The sequence below is a fragment of the Bacillus norwichensis genome, from assembly GCF_014836955.1.
Taxonomy (GTDB): Bacteria; Bacillota; Bacilli; order Bacillales; family Bacillaceae_C; genus Siminovitchia; species Siminovitchia norwichensis.
Window position 1 is genome coordinate 49,100 of record NZ_JACSPV010000017.1, and the last position, 21,812, is coordinate 70,911.

Genomic DNA, 21,812 nt, shown 5'->3' on the forward strand with positions numbered 1-21,812 from the left:
AGTGGATGTGCCCCTGCTAGAAACGGTTAATCTTACCAAGAGATTTGGCAAATTTACCGCATTGGATCAAGTCAACTTGAAAGTAGAAAAAGGAGAGATTTTCGGTTTCATAGGTCCGAATGGAGCAGGAAAATCAACAACCATTCGCGTACTGTTGGGAGTTTTGAAAGCAACCAATGGTGAAGCCAGGATATTTGGAAAGGACGTATGGAAAGCAGCGGTTGATATCCATCGACATTTAGCTTATGTTCCGGGTGATGTCCATCTTTGGCCAAATTTGACAGGCGGTGAGGTAATTGATTTATTAATCAAACTTAAAGGGGCAAATGATCGGAATAAGCGAGAACAATTGATTGAAATGTTTCATTTGGACCCGTCAAAAAAATGTGGGACGTACTCTAAAGGAAACCGACAGAAGGTCGCATTGATTGCAGCTTTTTCTTCTGATGCTGATCTTTATATTTTAGATGAACCAACATCAGGTCTTGACCCTTTAATGGAGAATGTTTTTCAGGAATGTGTATTAGAGGCGAAAAAGGAGGGAAAGAGCGTCCTTCTATCCAGTCATATTTTATCCGAAGTGGAGAAATTGTGTGATAGGGTCGGGATCATCCGCCAAGGTAAAATTATTGAGACAGGAACACTACGAGAGCTTCGTCATTTAACTCGGAACCATATTTATGTGGAAACGCTACAGCCGATTAAATCATTAGATCGCTTGGAAGGAGTGCACCAGATCGAGACAAAAGATGACGGGGTGACGTTTCAGGTGGATATGGAGAGCTTGGATAGTGCCATTAAACATGTCAGTCAATTTGGTATATTAAAATTGGAAAGTTTTCCTCCTACATTGGAAGATTTATTTTTGCGTCATTATGCACATGATCAAAAGGGTGGAGGAGATTCCTAATGGATAGCGGAAACGCATTTTCAAGAGCTAGTCTCCTCTTTTGCTTCAAACTCAGGACAGATCGATTAAAAATTGTGCTTTGGATTGCTGGAATCACTTTTTTTACACTGATGGTTCCGGTCGCCTTTTCTGATTTATATGCCACGCAGCAGGAAAGGGATATTATGGCCCAAACAATGAGAAATCCCGCAATGACCGCTATGGTGGGACATGGACAGCTGGACCGCTATACGATTGGTGCGATGACGGCTCATCAAATGCTGCTTTTAACTGCGGTTGCGGTAGCCATCATGAATATCCTCCTGATGGTTCGTCATACTAGAGGCGAAGAAGAAGAGGGACGGATAGAAGTAATTCGCTCATTACCAGTGGGCAGACTGGCAAATTTGAATGCGTCATGCCTTGTATTATTTTCGGTGAATCTTGCTTTAGCGTTAATTACAGGTTTTGGATTATACGTATTAGGAATAGACAGTATGAACTTTCAAGGCTCCCTTTTATATGGATTTGTCTTGGGAGGAGCTGGACTAATTTTCGCAGGTATTGCCGCTTTTTTTGCTCAGCTTTTTGAAAGTGCACGGAGTGCGACTGGACTCTCCATCTCTTTTTTAATCTTCTCCTATCTTGTGCGTGCCTTTGGTGATGTTGGGAATGAAACGATTTCATGGTTTTCGCCACTGGGATGGGTTACTGGTGCACAGGTTTACTCTGGGAATAAGTGGTGGCCTTTATTGATATCTGTTGGCGCATCCCTCATGCTGTTTGCTGCTGCCAATTATTTAAACGCTGTTCGAGATTTAGAAGCCGGTTTTTTCACTGCAAAGCCTGGCAGAAAAAATGCTTCTGTTTTTCTACAAGGCACTCTGGGGCTTGCCTGGAGACTTCAACGAACAGGGACGATCGCATGGGCTATCGGGATGCTGGTTCTCGGCCTTTCTTATGGTTCTGTTCTGGGGGATTTGGAAGCTTTTTTTACAGGTAATGAAATGCTGGAACAGTTGCTTTCAGTCAAGGAAGGTTACTCGTTAACAGAGCAGTTTATCCCGAAATTAATGGTTGTAATGGCCTTGTTGGCGACCGTTTCTCCTCTAATAAGCATGAATAAGCTTTATAGGGAAGAGAAAAAGCAGCGGGCAGATCATATATTGGGAAGGGCTGTGTCCCGAATCAGGCTTATGGGAAGCTATTTATTTTTATCTGCTGTAAACGCATTTGTTATGATTTCCTTTGCAGCACTGGGGCTGTGGGCTGCAGGAACTGCTGTCATGGATGATGGCATTTCGCTGACATCCATTTATGGTGCAGCCATGGCTTATTATCCGGCCATGTTGGTCATGATTAGTATTGCTGTTTTACTTATTGGCCTTGTGCCTAAAATCAGCAGTTTTATCTGGTTATACGTATTATATTCATTCGTTGCACTTTATTTGGGCGGCTTATTCCAATTCCCAAATTGGGTTAGCAAGCTTTCGCCATATGGGTATATTCCAAATCTACCGATTGAGGATGCAAGCATGACGGCACTTTCCTTACTGCTGGTGGCCGCTTTGGTTATAACAGCATTAGGCTTTATTGCCTACAATAAGCGTGATATATATTGAAACAAATGAAAATCCATTAAGCATTCGCTAGATATCTCTGGCGGATGCTTTTATTTTCGAATAAAAATATTACTTGTTATGGAAAAAGTTTATTCAACGGAAGCTTTAGCTTTGTCCAAGCTACGCCGTACAGGACGTACAAGTAAGAGAAGCGGCAGGACGTCGCGTTCTGAGCCAGCCGGCGTACAGGACCTACCTAGTGACAGGGTGTTACGGCCAGCGCATTGCTCCGTGCTTCTCTATGGTGGCTAAAAGAAGTGCCTCCTCGATAATCGGCTTGTTTGTCCACGCTGACTAAGGCGCTTGCGCTTTTCTTATTTCTAATCAAAGGATGATTGCAATTCGGCTCTTGTAGGAATAAGATTAAAAAGAGATTGTAATGAAAGGATTTATGTGAATGGCAAACGATTTGGCAAAAGAAGTGAATTCCAGAAGAACCTTTGCAATTATTTCCCACCCTGATGCAGGAAAAACGACTTTGACTGAAAAGCTCCTTTTATTTGGCGGAGCCATCCGGGATGCTGGGACAGTAAAAGGGAAGAAAACAGGAAAATATGCAACATCTGATTGGATGGAAATTGAAAAGCAGCGCGGCATTTCCGTAACGTCGTCCGTCATGCAGTTTCAATACGATGATTTCTGGATTAATATACTCGATACACCGGGGCACCAGGATTTCAGTGAAGATACGTATAGAACCTTGATGGCAGTAGACAGTGCCGTTATGATTATTGACTCGGCAAAAGGGATAGAAGAACAAACATTAAAACTGTTCAAGGTTTGTAAGATGCGTGGAATTCCGATTTTTACATTTATTAATAAACTAGACAGGCAGGGGAGGCCGCCTCTTGAACTTCTTGCAGAAATAGAAGAGGTACTGGATATCGAAACATATCCGATGAACTGGCCAATCGGAATGGGAAAAGAATTTTACGGCATTTATGACCGTTATTATAAAAGAATCGAACAGTTCCGGACTGACGATGAGAGTCGCTATCTTCCGTTGGATGAAGACGGTGAGGTCATTGGAGAACATCCGATTAAACAAACCGGACTATACGATCAGGCACTTGAAGAAGTCTTACTTTTAAATGAGGCGGGAAATGAATTTTCTATTGAAAAGCTCAATGAGGGTGAGATGACACCTGTATTTTTCGGCAGTGCGTTGACAACGTTCGGAGTACAGACATTTTTGGAAACGTATTTGAAATTTGCTCCTGCTCCGCAATCAAGAAATTCAAGCCTAGGTGAAATCGACCCAGCCTCAGAGGGTTTTTCCGGATTTGTTTTTAAAATTCAGGCGAATATGAACCCGGCCCACCGCGACCGCATTGCTTTTGTTCGAATTTGTTCCGGTGAATTTGAAAGAGGGATGTCTGTCACTCTTGCAAGGACAGGGAAACAATTTAAATTATCTCAGTCCACACAGTTTTTGGCTGATGATAGAAGTACAGTCAATAAAGCAGTGAGCGGGGACATTATCGGTCTTTACGATACAGGAACGTATCAGATTGGCGATTCGATTGCCGAAGGCAAGAAAATTATCCAATATGAGAAACTCCCTCAATTTACACCTGAGTTATTTGTTAAAGTTACGGCCAAGAACGTCATGAAACAAAAAAGCTTCCATAAAGGCATCCATCAGCTTGTTCAGGAAGGAGCAGTCCAATTATTCAAGACCTATCGAATGGAAGATTATATTCTTGGTGCTGTTGGTCAGCTCCAATTTGAAGTATTTGTCCATAGAATGAAAAATGAATACAATTCGGACGTCATCATGGAGCCTATGGGCTCGAAGATTGCAAGGTGGGTAGAAGACAATCAGATAGATGAAGCATTGTCCAGCCAGCGAAGCCTGCTGGTAAAAGACAGATTCGACCAACCGGTCTTTCTGTTTGAAAACGACTTTGCTTTGCGCTGGTTCATGGATAAAAATCCATCTATCAAGCTGCGGGACCCAATGGAAATTGATTGATGTTTTTTTAAAAAAAGGGGTGCTCAAGTGGGCATCTTTTTTATGTGAATGTTTGACAAGTTGATGAAAACAATCAAATGCTTGCCAGGAAGCATAAATTCGAAATGTAAAACTGTTATAATTAACAGTTAGTAAAACGTTCTATATCCGAAAGGAGATTCGTTCGTGAACTTAAGCCATTTTGCCATCAGGCGACCTGTTTTTACCATTGTGACCATGTTTCTCGTTATCATCCTAGGCATCGTGTCATTGTTGAAAATTCCGCTTAAATTAATCCCGGAAATCAATCCTCCAATCGCAGTTGTTGTGACTACTTATGATGGGGCAAGCCCGACTGAAGTAGTTGAAAAGATCTCAAAGCCATTGGAGGCGAATTTGTCAACATTGCCAGGGATCAAAAACGTTCAGTCTTTTTCTGAAGAAGGCTCGAACTTAATGGTTCTTGAGTTCACATGGTCTACTCAGATTAGTGATGTTCAGAATGATATTTTGCAGAGAATTGATCAAACTTCTGTTCCTTCTGATGCATCTAAACCAAGATTATTGAAATTTGACCCTTCGCAATTCCCGGTCATACAACTATCGCTGAAGTCCGATACGGATGAAGAATCATTGCGGAAACTAGCGGATCAATTAACCACTGAGCTCACAAGAGTTGAAGGGGTAGCGAACGTCAATGTAACAGGGAAACTGATAGAAGAGATCAATATCACTCTCGATCAGTCTAAATTAAAACAGTACAACCTAGCACAATCTGATATCGTCAATCTGATTCAGGCGAATAATATTTCTATGCCTGGAGAAACCGTCTTAACTGACGGAAAGGAATTAACAACAAGGATTGTCAGTTCACTGCATTCAGCCAAGGAAATTGAAAAGTTAGTGATCACAGTTAATCCACGAACCGGTGATAAAATCAGAATTCGCGACGTTGCAGACGTGAAACAGCAGAAGCAAGATGAAAGAATGATCACCAGAACAAATGAGCTCCCTTCTGTCCTCCTCAGTGTTTTACAAGAATCTGATGCGAATACTGCCAACGTATCCAAAGGATTTCAAAAAGAATTAAAAGTATTGTTAAAGAAGGACCAGTTTAAGGACATTGAAGCGGATGTTTTATTTGATCAGGGTGACTATATCCGCATGGCAATTAGCAATATTGCTTCTTCACTTGTGATAGGGGGAGCGCTGGCCATGCTTGTCCTGTTCCTATTTTTAAGGAATATAAAAAGCCCTCTCATTATCGGTATTGCGATTCCGTACTCTGTTATTGTCACATTTGTCCTGATGTTTTTTGCAGATTTCGCATTGAATATTATGACACTCGGAGCCCTTGCTCTTGGAATCGGGATGCTGGTCGATAATGCCATTGTCGTCATTGAAAATATTTATAGGCATCTGTCCATGGGAAAAGATCCGAAGATGGCTGCAAGAGATGGGGCAAAAGAGGTTGCAGGCGCTATCACAGCTTCAACTTTGACAACTGTTGCTGTGTTCCTGCCGGTCGTTTTCATTAGCGGTCTTCTTGGTCAGCTGTTCAAGGAATTCGCTTTTACTATTTCATTCAGCCTGTTTGCTTCATTATTTGTGGCATTAACGGTTATTCCGCTGTTTGCCAGCAGATGGCTGAAAGTTCCGCCTGGCAATTATGAGGCAAGAAGGCGTAGATCCAAGTCGTTGAATTCTCTTGATAGAGCCGTTCGCTGGTCTTTGAGACACCGTTTTTTCGTTTTGTTCACTTCACTACTGTTATTCGTTGGAGGCGGGCTTGGGTTATTCACGGTCGGTATGCAATTCCTACCGCCGACAGATGAAGGATTCTTCAGTATCAATCTCGAGTTGGAGAACGGTTCATCCCTTTCCGAAACGGGAAAAGTCGTTGAAGCCATAGAAAGTGAATTGAAAGATGAGAAAATCGTTGATACGTTTGTCAGTCTAATAGGTTCTACTCAAGAATCATCATTCCAGGGCACATCCAAAAGCAATACCGCCGAGATGTATATTAAATTAAAGCCTTTAGATAAAAGGGACAAGTCTGTATTTGAGTTTGTTGATGACTTAAAACCGAGACTGGAAGAGAAGGTTGAGGATATTAAAAAAGGAACATCGATTAGATTCAATGTGGATGCGGCTTCAGGTATTGCACCTCAGACATTAACATTCAATGTTGGGGATACGAATGCATCCAGACTTGGTGAAAGCTCTGAGAAAATTTATGATGCGCTTCAGAGGTTGAATCATGTGACGGATTTGTCCACTAGTACAAGCGATACCGTCGAAGAGATCCAAATCACTGTTGATAGGGAAAAAGCTTTTGAAGCGGGGCTTGCACCTGCACAAATTGCCACTGCAGTGAATGATGTGACAAGAGGTGTACAAGCAACACAGATTATTAGCGACAGTTCTGATGTGTACGGAGTTTTCGTCGAGTACGATAAAAAAATTACCACAGATATGGACAAACTAAAAACTCTTTTGATTAAAAAGCCTGATGGTGGGTATGTAGAATTAAAGGATGTCTCAAAAATTAAAACAGGCAGCGGCCCTGTCGAGATCCAAAGAATCAATCAGCAGGACTCAGTAGAATTTACCTTGAAATATGACACTGAGACGAACATTGGAGATATGTCCAAAAAGGTCGAGGAAACCATCGCTGATCTTGATTTACCGGATGAAACGGAGATTACATTTAGCGGAGAGACTGAACTATTGGCAGACTCAATTGATGATATGATGATGGCTTTTGTACTGGCAATCATTCTAGTTTACATTGTAATGGCAGCGCAATTCGAGTCGTTTAAGTATCCTTTTGTCATCATGTTTACTGTACCGCTCATGGTCATTGGGGTAACAATTGGACTCGTCATTGCGAGGATCCCGCTCAGTATACCGGCATTGATCGGAGTCATTATCCTAGCAGGAATTGTCGTTAACAATGCTATCGTCATTGTTGATTATATCAATCAACGAAAAGCGGCAGGTCTTTCCAGCTACGAAGCTCTCGTTGTGTCTGTCAAAGACCGGGCTCGTCCTATCCTGATGACTGCTCTGACAACGATTTTGGGACTGGTTCCTCTGGCACTTGGTCTTGGCGAAGGTACAGAAATGAATCAGCCTATGGGGGTTGCTGTTATCGGAGGCTTAATCAGCAGTACATTCCTGACACTGTTTGTTATACCGGTTGTGTACAGCCTGTTTGATCCAGAAACAAGGAAAATGAACACGAAGACGAAAAAGCGTGCATAGCCTTAAACTTTTTATTGCATTTTAACAGCCTATAAACTATAATGAAGTCAACAACATAATGCTTGACTTATAGTCAAAGGGGAGTAGCATCAAATGAGCTTTTCTTCGCTCATTTGAAACAAAGTCGTCAATTCGTGAAGAAATTCACCGGCTTTGTTGGCATTGAACGTGTCCAGCAAGACCTTTGCCCATCGGGCAAGGGTCTTTTTTGATTTTTTGAAAAAGAAAATGCCGATGGGAATGTTGAACATTTTCGCGGGAGGGGTTTTTTTTGGAATTATCATTGATGTTAGAGTATTTATGGGTGTTGGTTGTATTAGTTGGACTGGAAGGAATATTAGCAGCAGATAACGCCGTTGTTATGGCTGTTATGGTAAAGCATCTTCCAAAAGACAAGCAGAGGAAAGCATTGTTCTATGGTTTGTTTGGAGCCTTCATCTTCCGATTCACGGCATTATTTTTGATTACTTTTTTAGTTAATGTATGGCAGATTCAAGCAATTGGTGCAGCCTATTTATTATTTTTGTCTGTTCATTATCTTGTGAAAAAGTATATGGGGATAGAAAAAGAAAAAAAGGTAAAAGAAAAAAGCAAAATCCAGTCTTTCTGGTTCACTGTATTGAAAGTGGAAGTGGCTGATATTGCATTTGCGATTGATTCAATGCTTGCCGCTGTTGTGCTTGCGGTCACCCTTAAGCCAACTGGATGGTTTCAGATCGGAGGCATTGATGGAGGACAATTTCTCGTCATGCTGCTGGGCGGTCTAATTGGAGTCATTATCATGCGATTTGCCGCAAACTCCTTTGTAAGCCTACTGTCTAAGTATCCTGGGCTGGAAACATCCGCCTTTTTGATTGTCGGATGGGTTGGGGTAAAATTGGCCGTGCTAACATTATCCCACGAAAAAATAGGATTATTGAACCCTCATTTTCCGGAATCGTTTGAATGGAAATTGACCTTTTGGGTTGTCCTGGTATTGATTGCTGTTTCCGGATATTTTGCATCAAAGAAAAAAGCTATTCTTCAATCATCGAATAAATAATCTTAAAACTGAGCTATTTAAAGTACTTATAGTAATCAGTCAGCGGAAAAATGTTTTCGATCGTTTTTCGCCGACTGATTTTTATTTATGATGTCTCTTCTTGAAAGTATCTGGAAGTACCTGACGATTTTAGATTTTGAAACACGATATAAGTAAAAAATATCGTCTGAAACTATCCAAGGAAGATATTGACAGAACAAAGGGGAATACTATCTGGAAAAGCAAAATACTGTCTTCAAAAGCAGAAATTTTCTTTTGTTTTTGAAGTTAATCTGCTATTAATGACCGTTATTACAAGAAAATACATAGGATGAAATTTATTTCTCCATTAGCGAACATTTATAATGGAAAAGGACGGGCACTAAGCCCGCCCTAACGTCTACTTTTTTTATGAACAACCGCTCTCGCTTTTCTATTGTCCAGCTACAGCGCCTATCGACTAGCAGACTTCGCGCCTCCTCCTACGATAAGTCAACATCGTTCGCCTATGGCTCACCGTGTTTCCTTTATCTCGTCGAAGGCACTCCAGTCTGTGCGTCGATGATCAGTCGCTTTCGCTTTTCTTACTGCTCTTGATTACCGGATAATTGTGCTTGTGCCTGTTTAACGAGGCGCTTTGTTATTTCGCCGCCAACAGATCCGTTAGCTCTTGCAACAGTGTCAGATCCTAGAACGACGCCAAATTCCTGGGCAATTTCAAGTTTCACTTGATCTAAATATTGTTCTATTCCAGGAACAAGTAATTGTTTGCTTCTCTGTCCCATAATGGTTCCTCCTTAAAGTAAGCTTTTAAGCCTTAGTGATATTATGTTCTGAAATGGAAAAAGTAATGCTGGAACATGTTGCATGTTTTTTGGTACATTTGGAATAAAATTTATCTGATTTGTATATACCCCTTTTCATCCACCGGTATTTTGCTTATTATGGAATAATGATGAATGATAGAGGAAATGACAGAGGAAATGAGAAATATGAAACCACTTCATAAACGAAGACTTTATAAAATGTCGCTGACCCCCTTTCGGGTATTGGTCTCTTATTATTTTTTGACGGTTGGCGTCGTAGCACTCCTGCTTAGTTTGCCAGTGGCTAGGTTGGAGGGGGCAGATTGGTCTGCGATGGATGCGATATTTATAGCAGCCAGTTCAGTAAGTGTCACAGGGCTGACAACTGTTGATTTATCCGAAACTTTTACCGTTACCGGCATTTTTATTTTGATATTTGCCCTTCAAGTCGGGGGCATTGGTATCATGACAATCAATACTTTTTTTTGGCTGGTATTTGGTAAGAAGATTGGTTTAAAACAGCGGCAATTGATTCAAACTGATCAAAACCAATTGAATTTGTCAGGATTGGTTAACCTGCTGAAGCAAATTCTTTTTTTGATTATATTGATTGAAGTGATTGGAGCCTTGGTTCTTGGTACTTATTACATGAACTATTTTGAGGACCCCAAGGTAGCTTTTCTTCAGGGGTTGTTCGCCTCCGTCAGTGCTACTACCAATGCTGGTTTTGATATAACAGGTGAATCTTTGATTCCGTTTGCGCACGATTATTTTGTTCAATTTGTAACAATGATCTTGATTATTCTTGGAGCGATCGGATTTCCGGTTTGGACTGAAGTGAGAAAATTTCTATTTTATAAAGGAACAAAGATCAGATTTCGTTTTTCTTTATTTACAAAAATTACTACTGCGACCTATTTCATTTTGCTGGCAGTAGGAACAGTGGTTATTTTTTCTCTAGAGTTTAACGGATTTTTATCTGGAAAGTCATGGCATGAATCATTCTTTTATTCATTGTTCCAATCAACCACAATGAGAAGTGCCGGTTTATTGACGCTTGATATGAATGATCTTTCAACCCCGACCATTCTATTTATGTCTACATTGATGTTTATAGGGGCTTCACCGAGTTCTGTAGGTGGTGGGATTAGGACGACAACGTTCGCCTTGAATATATTGTTTTTGTTCCATTATGCGAGGGGACGCCGGACAATCAAAGTGTTTAAACGGGAAATTCATCATGATGATGTCATTAAATCGCTTGTTGTATTGATGCTCGCAGTTATCCTGTATGGATCCTCTGTAGTGATTTTGTCTGCTACAGAAGACGTAAGTCTGATATCAATTATTTTTGAGGTGGCTTCAGCGTTTGGAACTTGTGGAGCTTCCATGGGAATCACTCCAGACTTGACCATATTTGGAAAATGGATGCTCATTATACTGATGTTTATCGGACGTATAGGCATATTGTCATTTTTATTCATCATGTCGAGCAATGACAAAGCGCCAGACTTCCAATATCCGAAAGAACGAGTCATAATAGGTTAGTACCGAGTTTTACAAGATATTTGTCGAGGAGGATGAAAATATGAACCAAAAAATTAGAATTGGCATCAATGGCTATGGGAACTTGGGAAGAGGGGTGGAATCTGCCCTTAAGCAAAATAAAGACATGGAGCTTGTGGCTATCTTTTCGCGCAGGGATCCTGAAAGTGTTAAAACCCTGGATCCTTCTACGAAGGTTTTACATATTTCAGAAGCGGAAAAATATAAAGATGAAATTGATGTAATGATTTTATGTGGAGGTTCAGCAACGGATCTTCCAGAGCAAGGGCCTCGGTTCGCTAAACTTTTTAATACAATTGACAGCTTTGACACACATGCGAAAATACCGGAGTATTTTGCAGTAGTGGATGAGGCGGCGAAGTCTGGAAATAAAACGAGCATTATTTCAGTTGGTTGGGATCCGGGCATGTTTTCTATGAATCGCCTGCTGGGTGAAGCGGTTCTGCCAGAAGGAGAAACCTATACGTTTTGGGGGAAAGGGCTCAGTCAAGGGCATTCTGATGCTATTCGGAGATTAGAGGGTGTCAAGGCTGGTGTTCAATATACCATTCCAATCGAAGAGGCCGTTAACCGTGTCAGAAGAGGGGAGAACCCTGAGCTTTCCACAAGAGAGAAGCATTTGCGGGAGTGCTTTGTTGTCGTCAAGGAAGGCGCAGACAAAGAAAAAATTGAGCATGAAATCAAAACAATGCCTAACTATTTCGCAGATTATGACACAACGGTCAACTTCATTACTGAAGAAGAATTGAATAAAAACCATTCTAAAATGCTTCACGGAGGATTTGTTATCAGAAGCGGAATCACAGGGGAGAGCACAAATCAAATTGTGGAATATTCATTGAAATTGGATAGCAATCCTGAGTTTACGTCAAGTATACTGGTCACTTATGCTCGTGCGGCTTATAAAATGAACCAAGATGGACAAACAGGAGCGAAAACGGTCTTTGATGTGCCATTGGGACATCTGTCGCCAAAATCTCCAGAACAATTAAGAAAAGAACTTTTATAAAACAAAAAACCGGCCAAGCTGCCGGTTTTTTGTTTTGTCTGCTGCCGTGGTCGTATTGGAACGAGTTTCTTGCTCGATAAAATTAAGTCTTGAATTATGACAGCGATGCCCAAAAGGGTGCCAAATCATGTCGCTTTTTTTACATCGATTTGAAAAAGTAAATGCTAATTCTCTTGCTCGTGAAAATTATTATCTCGCTTCCAGGGCTTTCAAAAACTCCTTATCCCAGAGCAGATAAAGTCTTCGGATTTAAAGGATAAAACGAGGATTTTCCATTGTTGCCGGGATCGAAATAGACCAGCCCGTAGGAAACCTGCGGGGTTATTTTTTCAGAATCTATAAAGTCACCAAGTAAAAACGGAAATTTTTCAATTAAAGTATGCTTGTAGAGATCTCGCTCGGTCAATCCGAGTTTTGAAAATGTTTGGCCGGCCAATACGCTGTTTTCATTAAGAGCAGAATAAAGATTAGATCGCTCTTCTCTGCTTAAAGATGAAGAGTCGTCCCACCAGACTTTTCTCGGCTTATAACGATGGTTTAATAAATAATCGTACTTCATTAAGCCCTCAGCTAAATTTCTATTCCGAATTTCCTTTTCATTAAAAAACTGAATTAATCTTTTATAAAGATCTTCGAGCTGGTGTCCGATTCTAGACCATCCTTGCTCGTCCCAGTATGATCCGAAGCTTTGAAAGAAATCAAATGGAGTGTCAAAGCAAGAGGAAGTGATATAGTCTACTGCATGATCCATTCGATGATCGTTCCAGTATTTCTCCAAAACATCTTCCACCTGTTTGATTTTCAAGACATCTTCAAAACCAAGTACATTATTTTGCAAAATTTCATATGGAGAATGATCCATGTATACATATCCATACTGTTTTGCGGAAATCCGTAATCCCGTGCCCCGCAGCATTTTTAAAAATCCGAGCTGCAATTCCTCTGGTCTTAAGGCAAAAACATCGTTAAATGTTTTTCGGAAGGAATTGTAGTCCTCTTCGGGGAGTCCGGCAATCAAATCAAGATGCTGAACGATTTTTCCACCTTCTTTGACCATCATGACTGTTCTGGTGAGTTTTTCAAAATTTTGCCGTCTTTTGACGAGCTCATTCGTAAGGTCATTTGTGGATTGCACACCGATTTCAAAACGGAATAACCCTGAAGGGGCATTTTTATTTAAAAAGTCGATGACCTCAGGACGCATGATGTCACCTGTAATTTCGAATTGGAATACAGTGCCTGGCACATGTTCATCAATAAGGAATTGAAACATCTCCATAGCATAGCTTCTGCTTATATTGAATGTACGGTCTACAAATTTTATTGTTTTTGCGCCGTTAGCCATCAAATATCGAATATCGTCTTTTATTTTGTCCCTATTGAAATACCTTACGCCCACTTCAATGGAGGAAAGGCAGAATTGGCAGTTAAAAGGACACCCTCTACTTGTTTCTATATAGGTGACGCGCTTGGATAGGTTTTCTCTGTCTTCCTGAAAACGGAAAGGGGAAGGTAGTTCCCGAAGGTCAACTTTGTCCCTTATAGGATTAATGACTGGTTTTCCATCCTTCATATAACCAATACCGTTGATATCACCGGTATCTGTCCCGTTTTTAAGGGCATCAAGTAGGATTTTGAATGTTTCTTCACCTTCCCCGATGACGATAAAGTCGATCTCGATTAAACGTTGCAGCCAATGTACAACATCATAGGAAACCTCCGGCCCACCCAGCACAATTTTGACACTGGGCATAATTTTACGCATAATCTTGATCACTTTGACCGTTTGCTCAATATTCCATATGTAGCAACTGAAACCGACAACATCCGGTTTTTTGGAAAATAGGTCCGTTACGATATTCAAGGCAGGGTCATTGATTGTGTACTCTGCTATTTCAATATCATGCTCTGGGGCGGCATACGCTTTTAAATAGCGTATAGCTAAATTGGTATGGATAAACTTTGCATTAAGCGTACTTGCGATGACTTTCATTTTGTTGGGCAGCTCCTTTTTTCATCCGTTAAAGAAAATATAAAAATCAAATGCGCCTTTGCTCGATAAATTTTCTCTGAAATTCTGTGGCATCTACCGGAGGCTTTGAACCCCGGCTGAATGTTTGTACGTCGCTAAAGGGACGCCTTGCGATTTTCTTATTTGAATCATTTTGTTACATCTCTAGCTTCAAGCTTTTCCTATCATTACTTCATCTATTTTAGCGGAGAAAAAAGAAAACCACAATTCGATATAAAAGAAGCAGGAACTTTTCGAAATATGGCGAATATGGGAGAAAGATACGGTAAACTAAAAAAAGAGCGGGCTAAGCGCTCCTATCCGGTTGAACTGTATTCATTTCGCAGCCGATGTGCAACCTGTTTTAGCTTCGACCACTTCAATTCTATAATGGGTTGGGTCAGACTCGTTACAAACTTACTGGAAAGGAGGGCAGTCAATAGAAGACTGATGACCAATAATAAAGGTATAGCTTGCACTTGATCGACGTAATCCTCTAGATCACTTCCCCTAAATGTACGTACAATGAATCCGTGCAGCAAGTAGACGTACAATGTATTTCTTCCCCAGTTTGTAAAAAAGAATTGACGACGTGGAACAAATGCAAAGAAACAGGCAGTCATTACAAACTGAACCATGTATATTCCTGCTCGTTGAAACATTCCCAAAGCCTCTTCGCCTTTAAATTCACTGTATGCTTTTGAACCAAAGAACCACTTTTCATTTAAGTCAGGAAAACTTAGGATTCCGATAGCTACGATAAGTATAATAAGGAGCGCCGCTAATTTTACTTTTGGTTGAACAAGTGTCTTGAAATCTTTTTTGCCTAAAAGATAGCCTGCTAAGAAAAATGGAAAGAGGACAATGGTCCTCGACAAGCTGAAGTACGTTGAAATCCAGTCGAAATAACCTGCTATAAGACCAGCTAATAGAACGATGCTCAAAGCAAACTTAGGTTTCATATGACTAAACACCAACAGCATGATATTCCAGCAAAAGAGACTAATCAAAAACCACAGGGACCAATGCGGTTCGAAAAATTCAAGTTTAAAAGTATCTTTGCTGTGTAGAAAATAGTAAAATACGGCATAGGTAATTTGGAATAAAATATAGGGCAGAATCAGTTTTTTGGTGATTTTGGCAATATAGCCTTTTTCATATATGCCTTTAGCGAAGAAACCTGAAATCAGAATAAAGGCAGGCATATGAAAGGTGTATATGAACTTATACACAAAGGAAATGAACGTACTTGTTTCAATATAGGATTGAAGGAAGTGCCCGAATACGACTAGGAAAATCAACAGGATTTTAGCATTATCAAAATAAAAATCTCTTTGTCTCATCAAATATCACCTACAAACGAAGTTGGTCACAATGCTTTTTTCCCTCTATATGAACGGATAAACATTACGTTTATTTTACAAATGACAGAAAATAATGATAGGAAATAATAAGGAGACTAATATAATGGGACAGGATTCTTGTACAAAACGATTTTATTATACTGAAATAGACAGTTCAATAGGTAATCTGTTTCTAACTGCTGAAGATTTTGGAATGACAGGCATTTTTTTTTATAGAGAGGATGTTCCTCAAACAATCAGAGAACAAATGATGGAGGGCAAAAGGCATCCTATCCTAAAAGAGGCAGTTGATCAATTAATGGATTATTTCAAACATGGAAGGAGAGAATTTACAGTCCCTCTGTTGATTGAGGGAACGGATTTTCAGAAGGCTGTGTGGAATGCTCTATTGGACATTCCTTATGGAGAAACGAGAACATACGCCGATATCGCGGCTTCCATACAAAATAAAAAAGCTGTGAGAGCAGTAGGACAAGCTAACCGGGCCAATCGTTTGCCTATCTTGATCCCTTGCCATCGTGTAATTGGAAAAAATAACAAATTAACGGGTTATGCGGGAAATCAAGTCGATAAAAAGGAGCTATTGTTAAAATTGGAAGGTGTTCTATGAAGAATGGCATAAAATAAGTTTTTTTTGTCCGAATGGTGTCAATTGCTGGATATTTGTTTACATTGTTGGATAATTTTGAGACAATAGAAAAGTTGAAAAGAATTGATGGCGGAGGTAAGCAATACATGTGTTACAGCAGTAAGAATCAAAGCTCTTTTTTAGCAAAGATTCAGCAAAAGCGGGAAGAAATGTTCGTTCTAGGTGAAAAATACGGATTAGGTGCGGATGAAACGATTACTTGCAGCCATGAACTTGACCAACTTTTAAATGATTATTATCATATCTATCAATCGACATCCTCTGCTAAGACATCAAACCAAAGCCGTAAACAATCGTTTGTGATATTCTCGAAACCGTATCCTGCCAGACGTGTACAAACATCATAAGAATAGAGAACAAAAGCGAAAACGCCAGTTCATTGATTATACTCTGACAAGCATAAGACAGATCTTGAAGGGCCAGGCGTTGTCGCATAACATAATGTAATCACAAGTGATGAATGCTATCAGCTATGAAAAAGAGACTGCCATTTAATTAGGCAATCTCTTTTTCTTTTACAACAATTTTATCATTTTCTATTACTGCCTGAAGCTGTTTGGCATTTTCATTATCCAAGATGAAATCTGCGATTTGGTCTTCAAGCTGTTCTTGAATCGCACGGCGCAACGGGCGGGCGCCAAACTGAGGATGATATCCAAGGCTTGTCAATTTTTCTTTTACTTCTTCGGTCACTTCAATCGACAAATCTTGTTCAGCCAGATTATCAGACAATTCCTGAAGGAGCAGGCTAACAATCTTTAACAAATGTTCTTTCTCCAACTTGCGGAACTCTACGATTCCATCGAAACGGTTGAGGAATTCCGGTTTAAAGAATGATCCGAGTGAATCGAGAATGCTAGTTTCTTTTAATGCATCACTTTTATCAAATCCGACCTGTATTTCTTTTACACCTGTTCCGGCGTTGCTTGTCATGATGATAACCGTATCTTTAAAGCTTACAGTTCTGCCTTGGCTATCAGTTAGACGGCCGTCTTCCAAAATTTGCAGGAACATGTGCTGTACATCAGGGTGCGCTTTTTCAATTTCGTCAAGCAAGATGATGCTGTAGGGATTGCGGCGTACTCTTTCAGTCAGTTGACCCGCTTCCTCATGTCCTACATATCCTGGAGGAGACCCAATTAATTTTGACACGCTGTGTTTCTCCATATATTCACTCATATCCAGCCGAATGTACGCATCTTTTGTTCCAAAGAGCTCTTCAGCCAAAACCTTTGTCAGTTCTGTTTTACCTACACCTGTCGGTCCTACGAAAAGGAATGATCCGATCGGACGATTTTTTGCTTTTAAACCAGCTCGGCTGCGGCGGATGGCTTTTGCTACTTTTTGAACGGCTTCTTCTTGACCGATGACTTTTGAAGAAAGATTATTAACAAGATTTTGCATTTTCTTTTGCTCATCTGATTCCAATTTGCCGACTGGAATTCCTGTTTTGGCAGCGATGATGTCCTCGATGTGGTTAACATCTACTATCATACGTGGGGTTGATGAGTCGTCATTTAGAATTTTCTCTAACTGTGCTTCTTCATCCCGGAGTTTAGCTGCAGTTTCATAGTCTTCTCGGGCTAAGACAGCTTGTTTTTCTTTTTCCAATTCGACATAACGTTTTTGCGCTTCTTCTTTATTTGGTTCTTTGATCATCAAATTCAGCTTTGAACCGGCTTCATCCATTAAGTCAATGGCTTTGTCTGGCAGGAAGCGATCTTGGATGTAGCGGCTTGATAATTCAACACATGCCTTGATGGCATCATCCGTGTATGTTATTTCGTGGAATTTTTCGTATTTGTCTTTTAAACCGTTTAAAATCTCCAAGGCTTTTTCCTTACTCGGCTCTCCAACTTGCACTGGCTGGAACCGTCTTTCCAATGCTGCATCTTTTTCAATTTGACGGTACTCTTTTAAAGTAGTGGCACCGATGACCTGCAATTCTCCTCTTGCCAACGACGGTTTCAAAATGTTACCGGCATCCATAGAGCCTTCAGCCGATCCCGCACCGACAAGCAAATGAATCTCATCGATGAAAAGCAAGATGTTTTTACGACTTTGTAGCTCAGCAATCAGTTGCTTCATGCGCTCTTCAAATTGTCCTCTGATACCGGTGTTAGCAACAAGGGAAGCGACATCAAGCAAATAAACTTCTTTATTTTTTAATTTGGAAGGTACATTGCCCTTGATTATTTTTAAGGCAAGCCCTTCTGCGATAGCAGTTTTACCAACCCCTGGCTCACCAATCAAGACAGGATTGTTTTTATTTCTGCGATTCAAGATCTCAATTACGCGGCTGATTTCCTCATCGCGTCCAATGACAGGATCGATCAATCCTGCTTTGGCAGCATTGTTTAAGTTGCGGCCGAACTGATCTAAGAATCCCCCGCCTTGCCCACCAGCGGATTTTTCCTGAACATTCCCATTTATATTTGGTTGAAATGTATTTTCTTCTGCCCCTGGGAAACCTTTGAAGAATTGATCAAATCCTCCAAGAGGGGATCCTCCCAAAGCGCCTAGAGTTTGCTTTTCACTGGTATAGCAGGTGGAGCATAATGCCAAAGTTTGTTTTTGTCCATTGATATTGACGTGGAGATGAATGTTAGCATTTCTTTGATTACATTTGCTGCATAGCATATGCATCTAACCTCCATTTTCAGATTTGACCAATTTTGACCAATTAGTTGTGAAAAACAGGTCTGTTGTTTGACCAACTTTGACCTTGTGAACTCATTATACACTGACCTTTTTTGACTTTCAACCCTTTTGATCAAAAAAATTATTTTTTGGAGGCCTGTCTCATATGGATAAGGTAGGGGAAAGGGGGGAGCCTGTTGAAAAAATGGTCAGAGGCTTTCCAGGTCGCTTCAGTTTATGTGGGAACAATTGTAGGCGCAGGATTTGCAACTGGACGGGAGATCGTCGAGTTTTTTACTCGGTTCGGTTTTTACGGTACTGTGGCAATCATTCTGGCGGGTGTCCTGTTTATCGTGTTGGGATCAAAAATCATGCTGGTGGCGATAGATATTAAGGCGAAATCTTTTGAACAATTGAATGAGTATTTATTTGGGCCTCATCTTGCAACAGTCATGAATATATTTTTAATGATCATGCTAACGGGAGTATGTGCTGTTATGATGTCAGGTGCAGAGGCCTTATTTACTGAACAGTTAGGATTGCCGGCGCGAACAGGGGTGGCTATCACCATTGTTCTCACACTGATCGTTATGGCGGCAGGGATGAAGGGATTGTTTGCGGTCAATACATTTGTTGTGCCTATGATGGTTATTTTCAATTTTTTTGTTATGTTTATTGTGCTGAAAACAGGCAGTCGAGTTTTTTCAACTAATGAAGTTTTAAATTGGAGATTAGGTGGGAAAGCAGTTCTCTCTGCTTTTTCGTATGCAGCCTTCAACCTGGCTTTGGCTCAAGCTGTTTTGGTCCCGATGGCTGCTGAAATAAAGGATCGTTCCGTTATTAAAAAAGGAGGGGTGATAGGGGGTCTTCTCCTTACTGCTATCCTATTATCTAGCCATATATCACTTGGAACCCTGGCAGACCCTGTACAATATAACATTCCGATGGCAATGATTGTAAAGGGTATGGCAGACACATTCTATTTCTTATATCTTCTTATCATATATGGAGAGATTTTCACATCAGTCATCGGGAATCTGTACGGGTTGGAAAGGCAGATACGAGGTTATGTGCCTTTTCGGAGCATTTGGATCTATACTTGTCTTTTAGTAGCTATTTATGTGATTAGTCTGGTGAATTATGGGACTTTACTAGAGCTTTTATATCCACTATTTGGCTATATTAGTATCGGTTTTTTATTGTTACTGCTGATTAAACCGACTAAAGCCCGGTGAGGCATGCTCGCCGGGCTATAATTTATAATGATGGTGTCATAAATCTGGTGTAGAAGCACGAGCTTCATACCTTAATTCAAGGTTTAGGTTAGCGAAGCTACTACACTGAAAGCATTTCCCTAGCCCGGCCTGTGCCACAAAGTGCTTAAGTGTTCAATCTTCAATTGTTTCAGCCATTTTCAGGAAAGGATCCTCTGCATCTTCGTTGGCAGGTGTGAAAAGGGTCAATTTCAAGAGCCAGTCCTTTTGCGGGATTAGGTAGGTACTGACTCTTTCATTCCCATCTTCGGCTGTAAGGCCTGTTGCATTTTTCAACCATTTATGTCCTTGCGGCTTTGCCTCTTTTATATCGGAACTCACAGACTTTAGCTGTGTTTTAATCGTTTCAATCTCGTCATTTAGATTTGCATTAGCTGGAAGAAGCTCAATCCGCATAAATAAAGTATCTTCTTCTTTTAGATAGAGTATGTCCTTCTGTGGTTCTTCGCCGGTGAGCTCATAATCAGCTAACACATAAAGGCTATAGTCCTGATTGTCACTTTTCTTGAAAAAAGCTGTTTCTATTTTTGGACTCCCGTCTACTTGAAAGGTGAGATTTTTTTCCAGCAGGCGGACTTTTTCCGGCTCATCTTTCGCATCTTCACCTGATTCATTTTCTGTCTGATCCACTGCTTCAGTTTTCTGTTCCTCTTTTTTTTGTTTGCTGCTTCTTTCAGCTACTGGAGTTTCTGTTTTTTCTTTGTCATCCCCGGTGTCTTTTTCTGTTTTAGATGTGCCACAGGATGCGAGCAGGGCCGCGGCCAAAAGGGAGATGAATAAAAACTTCATTTTTTTCATTCTTATGTAACCCCCAATTTCTGTTTTATCATTTTAATATAAAGGTAAGACTATCAGTAATAATAAATCAAATGTCAGATGTGAAAAAATAACAAGCGGGATACTCCGTTTCCAAATATATAGGGTTCCCCAAACGAGTCCACTTACAAAAGCTGCCAGGATGAGTATGGGATATCCCGAAAGAATATAGCCAGCTCCATTGAGTAAAGCAGCAATTATGACAGCTCCTGCTGGGTTAAACAGTCTTGACATTCTTTTAAGGACAAAACCTCTCCAAAAAATTTCTTCTCCAGGAATGATAATGAAAAGAAGAACAAGATAATGCCAAATGAATTCAAAAGAAAAATATTTGTATAAAGAAGCAACTTGTTGTTCCAATGAGCCGGGGAGAAAAGATAGCACCCAGTCCCCTGCAAAAAAGCATATATAGAGGGCAACACCTGACCAAAGTCCATGCTTAATATATTCTTTTGCCGGAACTTTGTCATCAAGACTTTCGTTTACAATCGTATAACTAATTAAGAACAAGAGTGTTGCTGTATATAGATACCAGAATACATCCTTTCTATCGAATGTTACGTAAATGAGCAGAAAAGCAAAAAATATGCCCCCAATTAATTTAAAGTCAATCCTTTTATTAAACATACAAGTGGCTTGATTCCTTTCTTATTTCAATCACCATCATATTGAGATATGAATTCATTCTAACGGAAAAAAGAACAATCTGCCATTTATATTCTGACAAAGCTGTGGTATTTCAAAGACAATATAAAAAAGCAAGCATGTCCGCTTGCCCTTGGAATGGAAATGAAAAATGCGTAAGGCGTGTATAACTCATCTACTAAATGATGCGTTAGTATTAACGTATAAGATGCTCAAATGTATCTAAAGTGACAGTAAGTTGCGGCCTTTGACGTTAACTTGTTAGAATGTGAGAGTTCA

16 protein-coding genes and 1 riboswitch are annotated in these 21,812 nt (G+C 40.3%); of the genes, 10 read left to right on the forward strand and 6 right to left on the reverse strand.

Going from position 1 to position 21,812, the window contains the following annotated elements; translation table 11 throughout:
• The first annotated feature begins 7 nt into the window (after positions 1-7).
• From H9631_RS11350 to H9631_RS11370, 5 genes are all read left to right on the forward strand, one after another.
• Positions 8-910 (forward strand): ABC transporter ATP-binding protein, encoded by a 903-nt coding sequence (locus H9631_RS11350; RefSeq protein WP_191812860.1) that lies wholly within the window; start codon positions 8-10, stop codon positions 908-910.
• Positions 910-2,511, forward strand: a complete 1,602-nt coding sequence (locus tag H9631_RS11355) for an ABC transporter permease (RefSeq protein ID WP_191812861.1) — start codon at positions 910-912, stop codon at positions 2,509-2,511. The genes H9631_RS11350 and H9631_RS11355 overlap by 1 nt, the downstream gene beginning before the upstream one ends.
• 397 nt (positions 2,512-2,908) lie before the next feature.
• Positions 2,909-4,486 carry a peptide chain release factor 3 gene (locus H9631_RS11360; protein WP_191812862.1) on the forward strand — a complete coding sequence of 526 codons (1,578 nt, stop codon included), beginning with the start codon at positions 2,909-2,911 and terminating at the stop codon, positions 4,484-4,486.
• A 165-nt stretch (positions 4,487-4,651) separates the two neighbouring features.
• Positions 4,652-7,732, forward strand: a complete 3,081-nt coding sequence (locus H9631_RS11365; protein ID WP_191812863.1) for an efflux RND transporter permease subunit — start codon at positions 4,652-4,654, stop codon at positions 7,730-7,732.
• Between the two features lie 66 nt (positions 7,733-7,798).
• Positions 7,799-7,965, forward strand: a riboswitch (yybP-ykoY riboswitch).
• 38 nt (positions 7,966-8,003) lie between these two features.
• Positions 8,004-8,774 (forward strand): TerC family protein, encoded by a 771-nt coding sequence (locus tag H9631_RS11370; protein WP_191812865.1) that lies wholly within the window; start codon positions 8,004-8,006, stop codon positions 8,772-8,774.
• A 563-nt stretch (positions 8,775-9,337) separates the two neighbouring features.
• Here H9631_RS11370 and H9631_RS11375 read toward each other — a convergent pair.
• Complete coding sequence (locus tag H9631_RS11375) at positions 9,338-9,538, reverse strand: alpha/beta-type small acid-soluble spore protein (protein WP_120117136.1); 201 nt, start codon at positions 9,536-9,538, stop codon at positions 9,338-9,340.
• A gap of 207 nt (positions 9,539-9,745) precedes the next feature.
• On the opposite strand from H9631_RS11375, the gene H9631_RS11380 reads away from it, so the two are divergent.
• Together H9631_RS11380 and H9631_RS11385 are read left to right on the forward strand one after the other, a co-directional pair.
• Complete coding sequence (locus H9631_RS11380) at positions 9,746-11,107, forward strand: TrkH family potassium uptake protein (RefSeq protein WP_191812916.1); 1,362 nt, start codon at positions 9,746-9,748, stop codon at positions 11,105-11,107.
• A 40-nt stretch (positions 11,108-11,147) separates the two neighbouring features.
• Entirely contained in the window at positions 11,148-12,134 is a 987-nt protein-coding gene (locus tag H9631_RS11385) for a diaminopimelate dehydrogenase (RefSeq protein ID WP_191812873.1), read from the forward strand.
• A 220-nt stretch (positions 12,135-12,354) separates the two neighbouring features.
• On the opposite strand, the gene H9631_RS11390 is transcribed toward H9631_RS11385, so the two are convergent.
• Both H9631_RS11390 and H9631_RS11395 read right to left on the reverse strand, forming a co-directional pair.
• On the reverse strand, positions 12,355-14,127 hold the full coding sequence (locus H9631_RS11390; RefSeq protein ID WP_191812874.1) for a B12-binding domain-containing radical SAM protein: 1,773 nt from the start codon (positions 14,125-14,127) through the stop codon (positions 12,355-12,357).
• A 335-nt stretch (positions 14,128-14,462) separates the two neighbouring features.
• Entirely contained in the window at positions 14,463-15,488 is a 1,026-nt protein-coding gene (locus H9631_RS11395) for an acyltransferase family protein (protein WP_191812875.1), read from the reverse strand.
• Positions 15,489-15,612: 124 nt separating this feature from the next.
• Here H9631_RS11395 and H9631_RS11400 point away from each other — a divergent pair, with 124 nt between their 5' ends.
• Together H9631_RS11400 and H9631_RS11405 are read left to right on the forward strand one after the other, a co-directional pair.
• Positions 15,613-16,119: a methylated-DNA--[protein]-cysteine S-methyltransferase gene (locus H9631_RS11400; RefSeq protein WP_191812876.1), complete on the forward strand. Its 507-nt coding sequence runs from the start codon at positions 15,613-15,615 to the stop codon at positions 16,117-16,119.
• 62 nt (positions 16,120-16,181) lie between these two features.
• The gene (locus H9631_RS11405) at positions 16,182-16,505 is read left to right on the forward strand and encodes an aspartyl-phosphate phosphatase Spo0E family protein (RefSeq protein WP_191812877.1); all 324 of its coding nucleotides are present in this window, start codon (positions 16,182-16,184) and stop codon (positions 16,503-16,505) included.
• A gap of 148 nt (positions 16,506-16,653) precedes the next feature.
• Here the strand turns inward: H9631_RS11405 and H9631_RS11410 are convergent, their stop codons facing one another.
• Positions 16,654-18,798 (reverse strand): ATP-dependent Clp protease ATP-binding subunit, encoded by a 2,145-nt coding sequence (locus tag H9631_RS11410; RefSeq protein WP_191812878.1) that lies wholly within the window; start codon positions 18,796-18,798, stop codon positions 16,654-16,656.
• 197 nt (positions 18,799-18,995) lie between these two features.
• Between H9631_RS11410 and H9631_RS11415 the strand changes: the two genes are divergently transcribed.
• Complete coding sequence (locus H9631_RS11415) at positions 18,996-20,033, forward strand: YkvI family membrane protein (RefSeq protein ID WP_191812880.1); 1,038 nt, start codon at positions 18,996-18,998, stop codon at positions 20,031-20,033.
• Between the two features lie 153 nt (positions 20,034-20,186).
• Here the strand turns inward: H9631_RS11415 and H9631_RS11420 are convergent, their stop codons facing one another.
• Together H9631_RS11420 and H9631_RS11425 are read right to left on the reverse strand one after the other, a co-directional pair.
• Complete coding sequence (locus H9631_RS11420) at positions 20,187-20,870, reverse strand: hypothetical protein (RefSeq protein ID WP_191812883.1); 684 nt, start codon at positions 20,868-20,870, stop codon at positions 20,187-20,189.
• Between the two features lie 33 nt (positions 20,871-20,903).
• Positions 20,904-21,515: a CPBP family intramembrane glutamic endopeptidase gene (locus tag H9631_RS11425; protein ID WP_191812886.1), complete on the reverse strand. Its 612-nt coding sequence runs from the start codon at positions 21,513-21,515 to the stop codon at positions 20,904-20,906.
• Between the last annotated feature and the right edge of the window lie 297 nt (positions 21,516-21,812).

Coding starts and splice junctions, on each gene's coding strand:
- H9631_RS11355 (WP_191812861.1), top strand. CDS start 910: ATGGATAGCGGAAACGCATTTTCAAGAGCTAGTCTCCTCTTTTGCTTC.
- H9631_RS11360 (WP_191812862.1), top strand. CDS start 2,909: ATGGCAAACGATTTGGCAAAAGAAGTGAATTCCAGAAGAACCTTTGCA.
- H9631_RS11375 (WP_120117136.1), bottom strand. CDS start 9,538: ATGGGACAGAGAAGCAAACAATTACTTGTTCCTGGAATAGAACAATAT.
- H9631_RS11380 (WP_191812916.1), top strand. CDS start 9,746: ATGAAACCACTTCATAAACGAAGACTTTATAAAATGTCGCTGACCCCC.
- H9631_RS11385 (WP_191812873.1), top strand. CDS start 11,148: ATGAACCAAAAAATTAGAATTGGCATCAATGGCTATGGGAACTTGGGA.
- H9631_RS11390 (WP_191812874.1), bottom strand. CDS start 14,127: ATGAAAGTCATCGCAAGTACGCTTAATGCAAAGTTTATCCATACCAAT.
- H9631_RS11395 (WP_191812875.1), bottom strand. CDS start 15,488: ATGAGACAAAGAGATTTTTATTTTGATAATGCTAAAATCCTGTTGATT.
- H9631_RS11400 (WP_191812876.1), top strand. CDS start 15,613: ATGGGACAGGATTCTTGTACAAAACGATTTTATTATACTGAAATAGAC.
- H9631_RS11410 (WP_191812878.1), bottom strand. CDS start 18,798: ATGCTATGCAGCAAATGTAATCAAAGAAATGCTAACATTCATCTCCAC.
- H9631_RS11420 (WP_191812883.1), bottom strand. CDS start 20,870: ATGAAAAAAATGAAGTTTTTATTCATCTCCCTTTTGGCCGCGGCCCTG.
- H9631_RS11425 (WP_191812886.1), bottom strand. CDS start 21,515: ATGTTTAATAAAAGGATTGACTTTAAATTAATTGGGGGCATATTTTTT.